The 15,488-nt window shown below is 42.8% G+C and carries 17 protein-coding genes; 4 read left to right on the top strand and 13 right to left on the bottom strand.

Features of this window, described 5'->3' with window-relative positions; genetic code table 11:
- Positions 1-152: 152 nt before the first annotated feature.
- The 4 genes from J5X92_RS06435 to J5X92_RS06420 form a co-directional block, all read right to left on the bottom strand.
- Positions 153-2,606: an EAL domain-containing protein gene (locus J5X92_RS06435; protein WP_208805153.1), complete on the bottom strand. Its 2,454-nt coding sequence runs from the start codon at positions 2,604-2,606 to the stop codon at positions 153-155.
- Between the two features lie 8 nt (positions 2,607-2,614).
- On the bottom strand, positions 2,615-3,811 hold the full coding sequence (locus J5X92_RS06430) for a hypothetical protein (protein ID WP_208805151.1): 1,197 nt from the start codon (positions 3,809-3,811) through the stop codon (positions 2,615-2,617).
- The gene (locus tag J5X92_RS06425; protein ID WP_244360386.1) at positions 3,808-4,275 is read right to left on the bottom strand and encodes a substrate-binding domain-containing protein; all 468 of its coding nucleotides are present in this window, start codon (positions 4,273-4,275) and stop codon (positions 3,808-3,810) included. The genes J5X92_RS06430 and J5X92_RS06425 overlap by 4 nt, the downstream gene beginning before the upstream one ends.
- A 111-nt stretch (positions 4,276-4,386) precedes the next feature.
- Positions 4,387-5,388 (bottom strand): glycosyltransferase family 9 protein, encoded by a 1,002-nt coding sequence (locus tag J5X92_RS06420; RefSeq protein WP_208805218.1) that lies wholly within the window; start codon positions 5,386-5,388, stop codon positions 4,387-4,389.
- A gap of 94 nt (positions 5,389-5,482) precedes the next feature.
- On the opposite strand from J5X92_RS06420, the gene J5X92_RS06415 reads away from it, so the two are divergent.
- Complete coding sequence (locus J5X92_RS06415; RefSeq protein ID WP_208805149.1) at positions 5,483-6,199, top strand: 3-deoxy-D-manno-octulosonic acid kinase; 717 nt, start codon at positions 5,483-5,485, stop codon at positions 6,197-6,199.
- Positions 6,200-6,264: 65 nt separating this feature from the next.
- Positions 6,265-6,753, top strand: coding sequence for a pantetheine-phosphate adenylyltransferase (gene coaD, locus J5X92_RS06410; protein ID WP_013786145.1), 489 nt, complete (start codon positions 6,265-6,267; stop codon positions 6,751-6,753).
- Positions 6,754-6,851: 98 nt separating this feature from the next.
- Here the strand turns inward: coaD and mutM are convergent, their stop codons facing one another.
- The 4 genes from mutM to rpmB form a co-directional block, all read right to left on the bottom strand.
- On the bottom strand, positions 6,852-7,661 hold the full coding sequence (gene mutM / locus J5X92_RS06405; protein ID WP_208805147.1) for a bifunctional DNA-formamidopyrimidine glycosylase/DNA-(apurinic or apyrimidinic site) lyase: 810 nt from the start codon (positions 7,659-7,661) through the stop codon (positions 6,852-6,854).
- Between the two features lie 109 nt (positions 7,662-7,770).
- Positions 7,771-8,247, bottom strand: a complete 477-nt coding sequence (locus J5X92_RS06400; RefSeq protein ID WP_348272384.1) for a hypothetical protein — start codon at positions 8,245-8,247, stop codon at positions 7,771-7,773.
- 135 nt (positions 8,248-8,382) lie between these two features.
- The gene (rpmG, locus tag J5X92_RS06395; protein ID WP_013786148.1) at positions 8,383-8,538 is read right to left on the bottom strand and encodes a 50S ribosomal protein L33; all 156 of its coding nucleotides are present in this window, start codon (positions 8,536-8,538) and stop codon (positions 8,383-8,385) included.
- 11 nt (positions 8,539-8,549) lie between these two features.
- On the bottom strand, positions 8,550-8,786 hold the full coding sequence (rpmB, locus tag J5X92_RS06390) for a 50S ribosomal protein L28 (protein ID WP_013786149.1): 237 nt from the start codon (positions 8,784-8,786) through the stop codon (positions 8,550-8,552).
- Positions 8,787-9,151: 365 nt separating this feature from the next.
- On the opposite strand from rpmB, the gene J5X92_RS06385 reads away from it, so the two are divergent.
- Positions 9,152-10,228, top strand: coding sequence for a CDP-glycerol glycerophosphotransferase family protein (locus tag J5X92_RS06385; RefSeq protein WP_062085453.1), 1,077 nt, complete (start codon positions 9,152-9,154; stop codon positions 10,226-10,228).
- 27 nt (positions 10,229-10,255) lie between these two features.
- Positions 10,256-10,654, top strand: coding sequence for an adenylyltransferase/cytidyltransferase family protein (locus tag J5X92_RS06380; RefSeq protein WP_057794957.1), 399 nt, complete (start codon positions 10,256-10,258; stop codon positions 10,652-10,654).
- Between the two features lie 96 nt (positions 10,655-10,750).
- Here the strand turns inward: J5X92_RS06380 and J5X92_RS06375 are convergent, their stop codons facing one another.
- From J5X92_RS06375 to radC, 5 genes are all read right to left on the bottom strand, one after another.
- Complete coding sequence (locus J5X92_RS06375; protein WP_126872714.1) at positions 10,751-12,862, bottom strand: YjbH domain-containing protein; 2,112 nt, start codon at positions 12,860-12,862, stop codon at positions 10,751-10,753.
- Positions 12,859-13,602 (bottom strand): capsule biosynthesis GfcC family protein, encoded by a 744-nt coding sequence (locus J5X92_RS06370; RefSeq protein ID WP_126872715.1) that lies wholly within the window; start codon positions 13,600-13,602, stop codon positions 12,859-12,861. Before J5X92_RS06370 ends, J5X92_RS06375 begins: the two co-directional genes overlap by 4 nt.
- Positions 13,603-13,607: 5 nt before the next feature.
- On the bottom strand, positions 13,608-14,291 hold the full coding sequence (locus J5X92_RS06365) for a YjbF family lipoprotein (protein ID WP_013786154.1): 684 nt from the start codon (positions 14,289-14,291) through the stop codon (positions 13,608-13,610).
- A gap of 97 nt (positions 14,292-14,388) precedes the next feature.
- Positions 14,389-14,715 carry a hypothetical protein gene (locus tag J5X92_RS06360; protein WP_041452618.1) on the bottom strand — a complete coding sequence of 109 codons (327 nt, stop codon included), beginning with the start codon at positions 14,713-14,715 and terminating at the stop codon, positions 14,389-14,391.
- A gap of 94 nt (positions 14,716-14,809) precedes the next feature.
- Positions 14,810-15,487: a DNA repair protein RadC gene (radC, locus tag J5X92_RS06355; protein WP_013786156.1), complete on the bottom strand. Its 678-nt coding sequence runs from the start codon at positions 15,485-15,487 to the stop codon at positions 14,810-14,812.
- Position 15,488 lies beyond the last annotated feature (1 nt).

Genomic DNA, 15,488 nt, shown 5'->3' with positions numbered 1-15,488 from the left:
CAGACTCCGAAATTAATAAAAAATGTATTTTAAAGAAAGCGATATAAAGGTTACACAAGGAAGGGGGCGTTTTAACAGTATTAAAACTTGTAGCTGTAAACTTTTTAGCACACTTGTTAGCTGTGGCTAAAAATCTAACTGGCTAGGCTGCCCTATTCGTTAGACCGCGTACTGTCCCATATGCCCATGTGTACGTTCTTGCTTAGGGTGGTCCAAATGTCTGGCTCTGGAATGGGTCGACTAATTAAATACCCCTGCCCCATCTGACAATCAAAGTGACATAGCATTTCAAACTGCTCTGCTGTTTCAATGCCTTCAGCTACCACAATTAACCCCATTTTTCGCACCATGGCAATGGTTGAATGCACGATGTTTCTATCATCGGCATTCTCGACGATATTGGCTACAAAAGAACGGTCGATTTTTATAAAGTCAGCGGGCAGTGATTTTAAGTAACTGAGTGACGAGTAGCCCGTTCCAAAGTCATCAATGGCCAAAGTACACCCCATGTCTCTAATAGTACGCATAATTGAGGTTGCACGTTCAATGTCGGTGACCAATACGGTTTCCGTTAATTCCAAACACACTTGGGATGGTGAAATATCATTGCGAATAATTTGCTGCTGCAAAAAATCAGGAAGACTGGGGTCAAGAAACTGCCCAGCAGACAGGTTAATCGCTAACTTCACATTAGGGTAACCATTCGCGTTCAGTTCTCTAATAAGGTAGGTGGCCTTGGCTATTACCCAATAATCTAGCTCTAGCATGAAAGAGGTGTTTTCAAGTGAAGGAATAAACTCTGCCGGTGATATGGTCCCCTTAACAGGGTGATACCAGCGAAGTAGTGCTTCGAAGCCTATTAATTCATTGGTTCGCAAGTCGATTTGAGGCTGCAAGGCCAAACTGAACTGACTTTCTCTTAGCGCCACCCGCGCTTCGGCTTCAAGCTCAACCTTTTTCATTACCTTCAAGTTCATGGTGGCATCGTAAACTCTATAGCCCGCCCCTTTTTTCGATTTTGCCTCATACATAGCAATATCAGCATGCCGTAACAATTCCACTGGCGTAGCTCTGGCATGGCGGCTCACGGCCACACCTATACTAATAGAGACGTAAAATTGCATGCCACCCGCTTCAATCGGCTGGTCAAACTCTTCAATGATTTTCTTCGCAACGTGTTCCACTTGTTCTTTGTTTTCGATGCTAGATAACAATACAACGAACTCATCACCACCAAATCGTGAAGCAATATCAGTTTCTCTAATAGGCCGCGATATCCGCATAGCCGCGGCTTTTAAAAGCTTATCTCCCACGTCATGACCATAGCTGTCGTTAACTTTTTTAAAGTCGTCTAAGTCCATGAACATCAGTGCAACCAACCTATCGTCTCGCGCTGAGTGGGCAAGTTGGTTTTCAATTTGAAAGGTCAGCATATTCCGGTTTGGCAGACCGGTAAGCACATCGAACATGGCCATTTTTTCAAGTTTGGCAGTATTCACCGCCATTTGGCCATCGAAGTCTTCCAGTTGTTTTGCCAGGGCATTCGCAGCATCTTCTACCACATCAAGTTCGTCGTTTAATCGCCAAAGCGAAGCGTGCTGCTTCTTTTCAACTAGTTTGCGGTATTCGATAAATTTGTGGTCGGCAAGCATAGGCAAACCTTCACTTATACCTAATAGCCTCAAGCGGTATTGATTAAGAAAGAGCCTTAGAAGCAATGAGAACACGATAAACAGCACAATCGCACTGATTATAACCAGTAATTCGTACTGCTCTTTTTGATGTACTAATGCAGTAATATCTTGCACAACCATGAGGTAAGGTTGCTCTGTGAGGCTGTGGGGGAAGGGCAACAAACTTACCGACAGCTCTTTTCCCTGAAACGAAACTCGAAGCCCTTTAACCACCAGCTTTTCTACACTCCAGCCTTTGGGAAAGGCGGCAATGAGCTCGGTTAAATAATCTTGGTTAGACTGTGAAAGCTGGCTGGACAGCGTTAAGGTAGGGTCGCTTTCATCGCCTTGCTTATTCTGAACCATCACGACCTTATGAGCGTCGGTAGAGCGGTTAAACAAAGACAAAAGTTCACGCAATGAAGCAGACAAGATAACGACAGGAACCACCTCGTCATCGGTCATAATGGGCACTGATAAATAATGTGTGCACGCATCCTCACAGCGAATTAACGCTCTACTGCTAAGAGACTGCTGCGTGCTACGTACCAATTTTAGAACAAAATCTCTAGCGGGAGCTGGTTGCTCTCCCACTACGCCATCCTGGTCAAACAGATACAACTGCTCCACATGAAAGTTCAGCATCAGGTATTCTTGATTTCGCTGAAGATTTTCATAAAAGTAGCCTAAATCCTGATGCTCCGACATTTCTATGTGGCTAAACATGTCTACCCACAACACCATACGGTTATGCAGAATATCCTCGAAAAGCTGCAATCGACGTTGGTTTTTAAGTTGCTCTTCTTGCTGCTGAAAAACCAAGCTTGAATCAGACTCACGAATGAGCATCATAGATATCACTACCGTGACGGTTAGCACCATCGCCATCAACATAATGATGGTTTTAGTGGTAAAGGACATCTCCACTTTCATAAGTGAACCTAGAACCAGTACATCAGTTGTACAGACCACATACGCCAGTATTTGTCGCTACGATCTTTAATATTAGGGTCCAAAAGACTCACCGCTCTTGTTGCGCCCTCTACCCAATGGTGTTCTGCTTGAATGCGCCACCCTGGAGCAAAGTCCCATCGCGCGCCCACGGCTATAGTGTCGACGTAGCCAAAGTAGGCGGGAATTTGTCCAAAACTACTTTGCTCAAGTTGTTTCCCATCAGGGTCAGACACGTTATTTACGTACGTATCGTAACTAACTAGCCCGCTTACCTTGCTGTTAAATAAATAGCGAAATTGAACAAAGCCCCCCTCAGCAGTTCTTCTTTCTCTAAAATTTGGAGCAAAGAGCCCTTGAGAATTTTGTAACTCTCTTAGGATCTCAGAACTCAACTGCCAGTTTTCGCTAAAGTACTGTGCAGAAAACATAAAACGGCGAATATTAGCCTCACCATCAAACCTATTGTCCATAACAGATGCTTGATAAGTAAAGTCTGATTCAAGCCAACTAAGCCCCAATTTCCACGCCATCGTAGAAGGCTGCCAAAAAACGCTAAATTGATGCACAAAATCTTGTTCAATTTCACCTGATGCAATATTTCCTAAAAGGAAATTTTTCTGAGCTTCGTTAATATCTGAACTGCCATAACTCCAGTTAACCTCCCAAATATTGTCATTCGAATATCTCTTAAAACTGGTTTGAATACCGTCGCTACCAAGGGCTACATCGCGAAAGCTATCAAAATAGACTGACTGAGGCAGTACCGCAGTATCTCTAGTCTGCGGAACATCACGCGTTACCGAGTAAAGCCAATGTCTATTTTTAAAGCGCCCCAAATGAACTTGACCCTGCCAGCCCCAAATATCATTAATGGACCAGTCCAAGAAAAGGTAATCTACTCTGGCTCCTTGCTCAAAGCGATTACCGCCATCTAGGTAAACTACTTGCCCAGCTACCGACAAATTATTGGTTAAGCGATAATGACCGTTTATGCCTAACTCGGTTAACTCACCGGTAATATCGTTATCAGAGGTGATAAAATTACTATCAACAGATTGCGTAATTCCTTGTGAAATATAACCATGCCAAGTGAACTTTGCAGGTTCATCTGCTGCATACACTACTTGGGTACCAAAGATGAATATTGCGGCACTAAATATCCATATCAACATTTGCTTTTTCATCGTTCACGCACCTCAATTTGTCGCGCCTCAATTACTTTTCCATTTCCTATGTATCCAATTGCACCAGGCGTACTTTCAATTAATTCAATCAGTTTCGCCTGTGATGCGGCACGAGCAGGTGTTACTCCTTGCCCCGAATAAGTAAGTTGGTCCCATAACCTGGATAGTTGATACGGAAACATATGCAGCGTTTCACGACAAAAGGCTTTGTGTAACCCATGCTCATCCTCAAGAACAACAACGTGGATTTTTTCTCCGTTGCTCCAGTATTGTTTGTGGCCTGTAAATATTTGGCGTAATTCTGATTGAGTCAGGGATGTGGTATCCACCGACGCATTAGCGACCACGACGGCCTGTTGTGCGAGAGCAACTGGACTACAAGCTAAAAATAGCATACTGAGCACCAGTGCTGGGTACTCTGAATTGCTAGTTAAAGCTCGTATTCGTTTCATCAATGCGAGCATAATCACCAAAGGGCGCTCTCCGTGTCTTAAAAAAATTGGCGCGTATAACCTAAGTGTAGATAACGGTTAGAAGAAATTCCCAGAAATAGTGCGTATTCGTTAATGTATTAGTTAAACCAAGGCATTAATTTTTGAAAATACCGCATCTGTGGTAACACCTTCCATCAAGTTATCGCCCTTTGCGCGAATTCCCCAAGGTAATTGTTCCCACTTTTTTCCTTTTTGCTTTTCAATACACGAATCGTACACGGAGACCGTGTTATCTATGTTGTTATATGGCCCAGTGCGGATAGGGTTTGAATGAGCATATAATCCAATAACGGGCGTGCCTACTGTGGTAGCCATGTGAGCAGGACCGGTATCAGGCGCAAGCACTAAACTCGCATGCTTTAACAATACCAATAACTGGTGAAGACTGGTTTTGCCAGTAAAGTCCGCTTTAATAGTGGGTTTACACGCTAAAATAGCATTGGCAGTGGCTTTATCGAGGTCACCAGGACCACCCACTAATATGACTGATTTACCTTGTTGTGATAAATAGTCAGCAGTTGCAGCGTACCTTTCGGGAAGCCAGTTACGCTCTGCTTTGCTAGCGGCAGGCGCAATTACTACATAATCGCCTAATGCCTCAGCTTGGTTTTCACCCCAACGTTCATCTTCTTCACTAACAGGAATATTCCATGATGGCGTATCGACTTTTGGCACGCCAAGCGCATCAGCAAAATCCATAAAGCCATCGAGCACGTGAGAATGTTGACGTGGCGCGACTCGCTCGTTAGCGAATAACCAGTGCAGCTCTTTGCTTCTGGCCCAGTCGAAGCCAATTCTGCGCTTCGCCTTTATCACTCTAGAGGCTAGGTTCGCGCGCAAGGCAACTTGCATCATAAGCAGTGCGTCGAAGGTTTCACCTTTCACTGCATTTTTTAAGCTCTCAACGGCAGCTTTGCCTTGTTTTTTATCAAAAATGATAAAGCGCACATTCGGCATTAGCTTAACCAGCTGATACTCTACCTTGCCAATGACCCAAGTTAACTCAGCGTCCGGCCAATGGGTTTGAATACGTGTTACCATAGCGGCTGCATGGCAGACATCACCAATAGCAGATAGACGCATTAAGCAAATCTTTTTTCCCACAAATGCTCTCTCGTTGCTGAAATGCCGAAATAATTCATTAGAATGGTAAATTTTACCATAAGTAACGGACGTCATGGCGATAATACGACGAGACTTAGGTGCTGGGCATCACTTCTTATACAACGATGAACTCATGACTGAACCTAGCGTAGATATGTTCAGTCATGAATTTTGGCTATTCCAAAATAAAATTACCGGTGAGGCCAAAGGCCGTGGTACCACTGTTTTTATCGACCATGATGCTCAGCATTGGGTGCTACGACATTTTAAGCGTGGTGGATTGGTTGGGAAATTACTTTGTGATCAGTATTTTTTTCTTGGTGTAGAGCGTTCTCGTCCGTTTGAAGAGTTTCGCCTTTTGACTAAAATGCGAGAACATGGCCTTCGCGTGCCTGTACCGGTTGGCGCCCGTATTCATCGCCGTGGTTTTATTTATCGTGGGGATCTTATTACCCAGAATATTCCGGCAAGCCAAGACTTGCATCACATGCTTACCCGAGACCCCTTATCAAAAGATGATTGGTATGCGGTGGGCGAAGCTTTGGCTAAAATGCATGCATGCCAGATTTATCATCACGATGCGAACATCAGAAATATTATGATGGATAATGAGCGTAATATTTGGTTGATAGATTTTGATCGCTGTCATGAACGTCGCGGACACCATTGGAAGAAAGATAACCTATCCCGTTTGTTACGCTCGTTGAATAAAGAAAAAGGCTTGAATACCCAGTTTTACTGGACTCAAGATGACTGGCAGTATTGTTTAGCGGGCTATAGAAGCAGCTGAATTGCAATTGCATCTACCCATATTTATCGATACTGTTGCCCTACAACAATAAAGATTAGATTAACATGCATACACGAGCACTTTATCCAGGCACTTTCGACCCCATTACCAATGGGCACGCAGACCTGATAGAAAGGGCATCACAGCTTTTCTCTCATGTAATAGTCGGTATTGCCGCGAACCCCAACAAGCAACCCTTATTCACCCTTGATGAGAGAGTGGAAATGATTCGCAAGGTTACCGCCGATTTACCGAATGTAGAAGTGGTGGGTTTCACGGGCTTACTTGCAGATTTTGCCGATGAACAACAAGCTACCATTCTTATTCGCGGATTACGTGCGGTATCTGACTTCGAATATGAATTTCAGCTAGCCAACATGAATCGCCGTTTGAATCCAAAATTAGAAAGTGTATTTTTGACACCAGCAGAAGAAAACTCTTTTATATCATCTACGTTAGTAAAAGAAGTGGCGCTGCATCGGGGTAAAGTAGGTGGTTTTTGCCATCCGGTGGTCGATCAAGCATTGCAAGATAGGCTTCGCCGCGAAGACTAAAACGCGTTAATAAGATTATTGTAAAACACACTGATCTCAACCTGCCTATTGAGCGCAGTGTGTTCTATCTAGCGTGTTCTATCTAGTGTGCACTAAAACTAGCGCTGACACTGTTTACAAAAGAATGTATTTCGCTGTCCAATCACTTTGCTTTGTATTTGCGTTTTGCATACCTCACACGGCTCCCCTTTTCTTCCATACACATTTAAATGCTGTGCAAAGTAGCCTGGGTTACCATCGGTTTGCGCAAAATCTTTTAATGTGGTGCCGCCTTGTTCTATCGCTTTTGCTAAAACCTGCTTGATGATTTGCGTAAGGTTTTTGTAGCGGGTGCTGCTGACTTTTCCTGCTTCTCTTCTTGGGTCGATACCCGCTAAAAATAAAGCTTCGTTGGCATAAATATTCCCTACGCCCACCACAACAGCATTATCCATTATGAAGTTTTTTACTGTACTTTTTTTGCCTCTCGAGAGCGTGAACAAACGCCTATCATCGAAATCGTCAGTCAACGGCTCTGGTCCTAGGTTAGCAAGTAATTTCAAGGCCTCGCCCGGGGGTTGCCATAAGAAGGCCCCAAAGCGCCTAGGATCGTTAAAACGTAAGCATTTCCCTGTCGCCATCACAATATCAACATGATCATGTTTCGCAACAGGTGTAGACGCATCAATAACCCGCAATTTACCCGACATGCCTAAATGCAAAATAAGCGTACCCGCTTCGGTTTCGATCATGAGGTATTTTGCTCTACGCTTAACGGCTATCACCTTTTTTCCGATAGCTAACGCCACGTCTTCGGGAATAGGCCAGCGCATTCTGCGTTCGCGCACAATAATATTATCTATCGTTTCGTTTAACAGATAGGGGGAAACGCCTAAACGGCTTACTTCAACTTCTGGTAACTCAGGCATTTTCCCCTCCACCTTTGGGTGATCTAATTCGTTGTAATGAAGATTGGTCAAGCGTCATTGGTTTAGCGTCATAGGTTACAGGTAGCAATGATTAAGCTAATACGCTGAATTAATTAGCCGGTTCACTAAGCCAAGGAAGAAGCCTATGCAGCTCAGTATTTTCAAGGGTGTACCAATCGCCATTGTACTTTACGGTAACCGGCTGCGTATTGTTATAAAACGCAAAGACATGGCCATTTGCTTGCCCTGCTAGCCAGATAACCACCACTATGGGTTCAATTGATTGAAATGCATCGTCTACCAAAGACGTGGTTTTAAGCTGGGCTGCTTGCCACGCTGCAATTTGATCCTGTGCTGATACTGGCAAGGCACCTTTAGAGGACACTTGACGCCACTGCTGCCCATTTCTCTCTAACTTGTTACTGGCATGCTCTATTTTGAGTACATAAGCGTCAGGTGGCAGTAGCGGCCTTAATTCAGGAGCAGCACGTTTAGGCAGAAAGCTGTCTAAGTTAAATAGCGCAATCATGACTAACATGGCAACAATAACCACATTGTTCATCGCGCGTTGTGAGAGTCTTGCCACCAGCAATCCTATTTAACGAATATAACGTTTATGGTAATGCCTGAGACTGACATATTCCAGCGGCAATATTTTCATATGCTCAAAAGCAAAAAACCCAGCAAAGGCTGGGTTTTCGTGGAGACAAAAGCAAGTTTATTACTTGATTTTGGCCTCTTTGAACATAACGTGCTTACGTACAACAGGATCAAACTTTTTGATCTCCATTTTACCAGGCATGTTACGTTTGTTCTTATCAGTGGTGTAGAAGAAACCTGTACCTGCTGAAGAAACTAATTTAATTTTATCACGCATTGTAGGCTTCCTTAGATTTTCTCACCACGGGCACGGATGTCAGTTAGTACTGAATCGATACCATTTTTATCGATGATACGCATACCTTTAGCAGATAAACGTAGCTTAACGAAACGGTTTTCGCTCTCAACCCAAAAACGGTGAGAGTGAAGGTTTGGTAAAAAACGACGACGAGTCGCGTTTCTTGCGTGCGAACGGTTATTACCAACCGTAGGGCGCTTACCTGTTACTTGACATACTCTTGACATTGATTTGTCTCCAGAACAACGATAACTGTCGCGTCAATCGATTCCACCTATCAAAAGGTCACTGGATCAAATGACGTATTACTATAAATTAGAGGGCGCATTTTATACAGCAAACAGATCCCAATTTCAATAAGAAAAGGAAAAAAGCTCAATTTTTGTCACATTTTTAGTCAAAAATGACGATTATCTTTAAAAAGAGCTAAAAAATTACACTTAAGTGTAAAGTCATCGCGCTTTGAACTCTGTTACTGTTTTACGAACGCGCGCTATACTGCGTTAAACGCAGATTATACGCAATAAAAATAATAATAATTGACGGTGCGTCTGTTTAATAACTTTGCCGCCGCGATGTCGGAGCGTTTCAAATGCTAGGTAAAGTCCTCTTTGATGTACAACACCTTTACTACCTTCCCCAATATATACCTGTGGCCCGTACACTGTTAAAAGCGGGTGTTTTATGCGAGTTCGTTTTACACCAAGAACTTGGTTTAGATGCTTTGAAACAGGAAGTCATAGAGAAAGAAGGCTTTCAATTCCAATTTATCTCAAATAAAGATGAAACACTGTCCCTTTACAGCAAAAGTAACGCTGACTGGATTGTATTCGGAAATCGACCTTATTTTAATGCCGAACAAAAAAAGCATATTACTTCACGCCTTGCGCTGATGTTGCACGGCATCGGCCCTAAAGCATGTTATTACGATGTCTCTGAATTTCCCTTCGATGTCAGGTTTGTTGAAGGGGAAAGTCGCCTTGAACGACTAAAAGAAATGTACCCTGATAGACACTTTATAAATTCAGGCTACGCGAAACTCGACCCAATATTTAATGAAACCGAACAACTTATTGACTTGTCAGCATTGGGGCTAGACTCAAACAAGCCTACTGTACTGTATGCGCCCACCTTTTTCCCATCAAGTATCGAATGCTTTCCCCCACATTGGCCTGAAACCTTAAGCAACGTAAATATTATTGTTAAACCTCATTTCTTTAGCCTGACAAAACCTAAATACAAATCTCAAAAGCAAAGGGTTGAAGCATGGGGTCGTTATGAAAATGTGTACTTGGCAAATGCAAAAGACTTTGACCTACTGCCATTCATGCAAATCGCCGATATTATGCTTTCTGATGCATCATCCGCTATTTTTGAATTTGCTTCGATAGATCGCCCAATCGTATGGTGCGACTTTTTTCATACACGCTGGAATTACTCAGGCCTCTTCAATTTCAGATTAAAGAAACGACTAGATCCCGATATCGCCCTGTTTAACCAGATATCACATAGAGCTAGCAATGCTTTTCAAGCGAATATGTTGATAGTAGAGTGCTTAAAACAGCCGATGGAATTAAGCGTAAATCGCAAAAAAATCACGCAAGAAATGGTAGGCATTACTGATGGTCAATGCAGCAACCGCATTGCCGAATATCTTACAACCCAATAACTTAAAACCTAATAATCAGGTGGCATTTTGAGACGCGTTATAACCTTCGGTACATTCGATGTACTGCACATTGGTCACATAAGAATTCTTAAACGTGCTCGCGCAGAAGGCGATGCACTTATAGTGGGTCTTTCTTCAGACGAACTCAATTTAAGTAAAAAAGGGCGGACTCCTATTTATCCCTACCACAGTAGGGAGGAATTACTCGCATCCTTGCGCTTTGTCGACAAAATTTTTACCGAAGAATCTTTAGAAAAGAAACGTGATTACATTATTCAACATAAAGCGGATGTGTTGGTTATGGGTGATGACTGGTACGGTAAATTTGATGAGTTTAAGGATATATGTGACGTGGTTTATCTGCCTCGAACCCCTTCTATTTCAACCACTGAAATTATTGAAATAATAAAGGAAAGCAGCGATTAACGCGTTGTTAATGTTATTAAAAAACACGTAAAAATAAGATTTAGTTAGGGTGGAAGTAAGCACGAAGCAATCGTTACCTCGTGCTTACCTAAGTAGTTAGTCGTAAAACGGTGAGCGTACTGCAGTGGAATCGATAAGACGCACTGGACGTCTCAACACCTGACCACCATCACGAGAAATCGGCACCCATGGGAATGTTCCTCGACCTTTCGAAGGTTGCAGCAAGAATAAGTCTGAAGGAATTGAGATATAGAAGCCTTTTGTAAAACTACCTTCCCCATATTCTTCAGATGAGACATCGGTGAAAGCTGCATACGCACCTACAACAATTCCACTATCGAAGCGTTTTGCGAAATCGATATTAACGCCTTTGTCTTTTGCCAAAAATTGCCCAGCACTTACGGTTAATTGGGTACCTTTAAGCATTTCAGGTTGCCAATAAACACTGGCATGGCCGGTGATAGCATCGTAATCTAGAGTTGACAATTGATTATAAGGATCACGCTGCTTCACATAGTTTATGTCAAACCCATATGCCAATCTACTATCGACAGGACGGTATAAAATCTCACCACCGACACCAGCAAACATAGTTTCTAGGTAACCCGCGTACACCTGCCCAAATACGTTCTCACTAATATTATCTTTATAGTGAATGAAGGCGGTATCCATCCCTACTTTATTCTCAGCAACATACTCTCGTACGCGCGTCCTCACTCGTGGTAACGCAGTTTCCTCGTTATCAACCAAAAAGTTAAATTTATCAAAGTTGTCTAATAAGGTAACCCGAGCACTGCCCATAACAGATAGCTTATTATTGAATGCATAACCTGCATTCAAAATTAAACCTGTTTGATATAAATAAAAATCTTCAGGGTTACCGAATGATTGTGTCCAGAAGAAGTTAGCACCATAAAACAGTCCGTGGGTATTCGTGGGCTCATAAGCATCCATTACCTCTTTAGAAGGTGTTGATCGCGCATAAGACGTGGTGATGTCTGCATCTATCGACTCATAGCGTGCTGCCGCAATAAACTGTTCAGCATCTATTATGGTATCAACCATAGGCTGACCACCACTATTTTCAACAATGTGATAGTCCGTCACTGAATCAGGAAGCTCTGAAGCCACTATGCGCCCTATTCGTTCCATCGCTTCATCTTGGTCACGGTACGCAAACTGGGTACCATAAAATACAGCTTTGTCTTCTTCAATACTGGCATCAGATAATGCAAATCCGGCTGAGCGATACAAGGTATTGTATAACCTTGATTTATCAACTTTATTAATAGTATCAGGCACTTGCCTAGCCATTAACGTTTGGGGTGGTTTATCGTACTTAACTTGGCTTAAGGTGTTCATATTGAAGCGATACGTTACGCCAAAACCAAACGTATTTCCGCGCTGATAATTCATACTGAAATCAAATTCTTTCCAGCGATATACCGCGCCCACATTCCAGCGAGAATCCTGCTCCAACTCGCCCGCTCTATCTACAGAGTAATCGTTACCTTCAAACTCAAGCTTAAGGGTTAATGGCTCCCAAGGTGTTTGATATTCGATACCACCGAAAAAGGCCGTTGTCCCTTTAAAGAACTGGTCGTAATCAACTTTTCCGCCGCGCCCGGAAAACCCTGTGGGTCGATCACAGTAACTGTCTCTAAACTCACAAAGTGGGTTAGTGATATCGTCTGCCGTACCTAAGTAGCCCCAACCTAATCCTAAATGAACATCAAAAGGTCCGAACGATTTACTGGCGTTAATATATTCACTTTCAAAGAATCCTGTACCGCCAAAGTCGCGAAAACCAACCGAAATATCTGGCGTGTAGTAGCCTTCTTTCCACAACCTAAATTTTACATCTAAGCCTTTATCTTTAAGGGTTTGATCGCCACTGAACGATTCAACATCACTATAAAATTGTGTACGCACGTCGGTATAGCGAGCGGTCGCTTCCATCCAATCGAATAATTGCAAATTGACTGACCAAAAACGGTATTCACCGTTATCGGTATAATTTACAGCTAATCCCCCTTCTTCACGCATACGCGCTGTAGGGGTTTGAATAAGCCCGTTACCGCCTTGCACCATTTGCGAAGGAGTAACCCGAAACTCGGTGTCGATGTTATCTGTATCAGCCAAAGCGGGACAGGCTGATGCACTAATGATGAGTGCTAAAGATGTTTTCTTATAAGGAAAAGCGCTCATTGAGGAAGGATCCTATGTACTGCTAAGTTTGCGATGCGGGTATTGAGTGCATCCAACGTTGAACTGAATATCTGCCCTGTTATGGGTACATAAATTTGGCTTCCTGGCATTAATTGCGAGTAATCAATGTTCCAGTAGGCAATACCACGTTTCTCTATCTCGCCCATTGGATTAATCACAAAAACATGGCTTTTATCAGCATCGGAGGCTTTAGTGACTGACTTAGCGGTAGAAAAAATAGAAAGGTCATCACCGTGTCTATAAGCGCCAGGCTTAATAACTAACCCTGAAAAATGCACAACTGATGGACGAGGACTAATGCAAAGCAAATATCGCCCTGGTTGGAACATAGGGTTTTCTTCAGCAATCAAACGTGCACGGTTATAGGATATTGGCGTGATAACACGAGTAGATACTGTCCAAGAAGATACCTGCTGATAGAGGCTCTCTAACGCGCGGTATGTATCACTGTTCGAATTGTAGCTTTTTAAAACCATACGAATTTCTGATAAAACAGCGCCTTTTTCTCGCTCAGCATAAGCGTCATTTAAATTGTATATGCCTGATGTTGGCCAATACCAATCACCAGAATCAGCCACAATAGATAATACACTGTTGAGTCTTACAGGCTGCGTAAACTCATAAGATTGCTTATTAATTATGATAGTCACTTGGGCAGATACAGAAGCGGTAAATAGTAAAAGCCAAAAACTCATTAGTAAGGTAACAAAAACTCTCATTTTATTTACTGCTCCTTACTTTTCATTAAACGCACAACTCGACTTAAATAGACCATGTCGTATACATCACCTTGTGGGCTAAACTTTTGCGTAGAAGCTAAAAGCTGTTTCGATTTTGCGTCAAGGTAGTAGGTATTTTCCCATTCCAAGTTGGTGTCGATATAAGGCGTAGTCTCTGGAAAAATAACACTTTCGGTTATTTTAGTAACCGTCAAAGTAGCACCTAGATAGGTTTGGCTTTCCTCGCCGTGTACTCGCCATGTTGAGCTAACAGGCAGACCGAATCCTACGTTTTCTAAATCAAGTTTTCTTTGCCACGAGTAGGCTAAAACATCATTGCTAGCCAAGGGGTTGTGCTTTAAATTTCCTGTATAATACAGTTCGTTATCTAGTCCTTCAGTGCGAACAATCACGCCATGATGCATGGTGAAAATAACCTTATCACCTGATACCCAGCGGTATTTATCACCATCAATATAAGCAAGAGCAAGTGAAGCAGCATCACGCCCACCCGCCTTAATTTGTAATAAATCGGCTTTACTTGCCGCTATTTCATCTACTGTGTAGGAAACGGTGCGATCCTCAAGGGCAAGACTAACGGTTTTAATATAGGCATTAATGGTGGTGGAGCACCCTGAGACAAGAAGAGACAACAGGCTGATAGCAGTCAGTAAAAGGGATTTTTTCATTGAAAATTTCGACAACTGTTATTTAGTAATAAGAACACTTTCTTGGCATAAATAAAAAAGCCGCTAATGAAAGCGGCTTTTTCGAAACTATTTATTATTACTGTACGGTCGGTGCGTAAGTAAATGTCACTGGAACAGTGATAGTGGTAGTCCCACTAACGGTTACAGTATTAGTAGTACCAACACAAACACCATCAACTAATGGATCAGTACCTTCACACGATGAGACTGTTTCAACTGGGGTAGTTGATGAATTGTTAGAAGCAATACCAGCAACAACGCCAGCAACAACAGCAGCAGTCGCTACAACTGGAGCAGTTACAGCGCCAAGTCCTGTAGATCCAGCTCCGCCTTCAGAGTCTTGAGCGCTAACACCAGCAGACATAGCCGCCGCTGCAAACAATGCAATAATTGACTTTTTCATATTAGTCCTTTCAGAAAATTTACCCATTAGAGACATATGCTAAATCATTTTCAACGATTTGACTAGATTATATTCGATGAATGACTAACAATTTCTATGTTAACAGGCCTCGCTGTGCAAATGAAACCGTTTCCGTGTCTCCGACCACAAAATGATCGAGAACTGACACATCGATCATTGCCATCGCATTTTGGATCTCGCCGGTCAGCCTGATATCTGCCTGACTCGGTTCCGCCACGCCTGAGGGATGATTATGAACTAAGATCACGGCCGCTGCATTATCTTTCATCACTTGTTTTAAAAGCTCTCGGGGATAAACCGCCGCACTATTAATCGTGCCTGTAAACATGGTTCTACACGCAATAAGTTGGTGCTGACTGTCTAACATCAACAGCAGGAATTTTTCTTGCTGACAGTCTCGTAGCTTTGCTTGCAAATAACGCTTTGTATCATCCACATTATTAAATACGTCTTGTCGAGCAAGTGGGATTTCTAAGTTGCGTCTAAATATCTCAAAGGCGGCTTGGAATTGGGCAAATTTACAAGCACCAAGGCCATTCACATCGGTAAATTCGGCTTCGTTTGCCGCAACCACACCTCGTAGCGATCCCACTTTCTCCAACAGATCTCTGGCCAAACCTAAAGCGGTTTTCCCTGGCACTCCAGCGCCTAGCATAACGGCAATTAACTCAGCATCACTTAAGTATTCTGCACCGTAATAAAGTAGTTTTTCCCTTGGCCTTTCTTTAACAGGCCACACTTTTATCGACATG

It is taken from the genome of Alteromonas sp. K632G, assembly GCF_017653625.1.
Lineage (GTDB): Bacteria > Pseudomonadota > Gammaproteobacteria > Enterobacterales > Alteromonadaceae > Alteromonas > Alteromonas naphthalenivorans.
Note: the sequence above shows the minus strand (reverse complement) of the source record. Positions and strands in the feature narration are given on the sequence as shown.

Coding starts and splice junctions, on each gene's coding strand:
- J5X92_RS06375 (WP_126872714.1), bottom strand. CDS start 12,862: ATGAGCGCTTTTCCTTATAAGAAAACATCTTTAGCACTCATCATTAGT.
- rpmG (WP_013786148.1), bottom strand. CDS start 8,538: ATGCGTGATAAAATTAAATTAGTTTCTTCAGCAGGTACAGGTTTCTTC.
- J5X92_RS06365 (WP_013786154.1), bottom strand. CDS start 14,291: ATGAAAAAATCCCTTTTACTGACTGCTATCAGCCTGTTGTCTCTTCTT.
- J5X92_RS06385 (WP_062085453.1), top strand. CDS start 9,152: ATGCTAGGTAAAGTCCTCTTTGATGTACAACACCTTTACTACCTTCCC.
- coaD (WP_013786145.1), top strand. CDS start 6,265: ATGCATACACGAGCACTTTATCCAGGCACTTTCGACCCCATTACCAAT.
- J5X92_RS06420 (WP_208805218.1), bottom strand. CDS start 5,388: ATGCGTCTATCTGCTATTGGTGATGTCTGCCATGCAGCCGCTATGGTA.
- rpmB (WP_013786149.1), bottom strand. CDS start 8,786: ATGTCAAGAGTATGTCAAGTAACAGGTAAGCGCCCTACGGTTGGTAAT.
- J5X92_RS06415 (WP_208805149.1), top strand. CDS start 5,483: ATGGCGATAATACGACGAGACTTAGGTGCTGGGCATCACTTCTTATAC.
- J5X92_RS06360 (WP_041452618.1), bottom strand. CDS start 14,715: ATGAAAAAGTCAATTATTGCATTGTTTGCAGCGGCGGCTATGTCTGCT.
- J5X92_RS06370 (WP_126872715.1), bottom strand. CDS start 13,602: ATGAGAGTTTTTGTTACCTTACTAATGAGTTTTTGGCTTTTACTATTT.
- J5X92_RS06430 (WP_208805151.1), bottom strand. CDS start 3,811: ATGAAAAAGCAAATGTTGATATGGATATTTAGTGCCGCAATATTCATC.
- mutM (WP_208805147.1), bottom strand. CDS start 7,661: ATGCCTGAGTTACCAGAAGTTGAAGTAAGCCGTTTAGGCGTTTCCCCC.
- radC (WP_013786156.1), bottom strand. CDS start 15,487: ATGTCGATAAAAGTGTGGCCTGTTAAAGAAAGGCCAAGGGAAAAACTA.
- J5X92_RS06425 (WP_244360386.1), bottom strand. CDS start 4,275: ATGCTCGCATTGATGAAACGAATACGAGCTTTAACTAGCAATTCAGAG.
- J5X92_RS06435 (WP_208805153.1), bottom strand. CDS start 2,606: ATGAAAGTGGAGATGTCCTTTACCACTAAAACCATCATTATGTTGATG.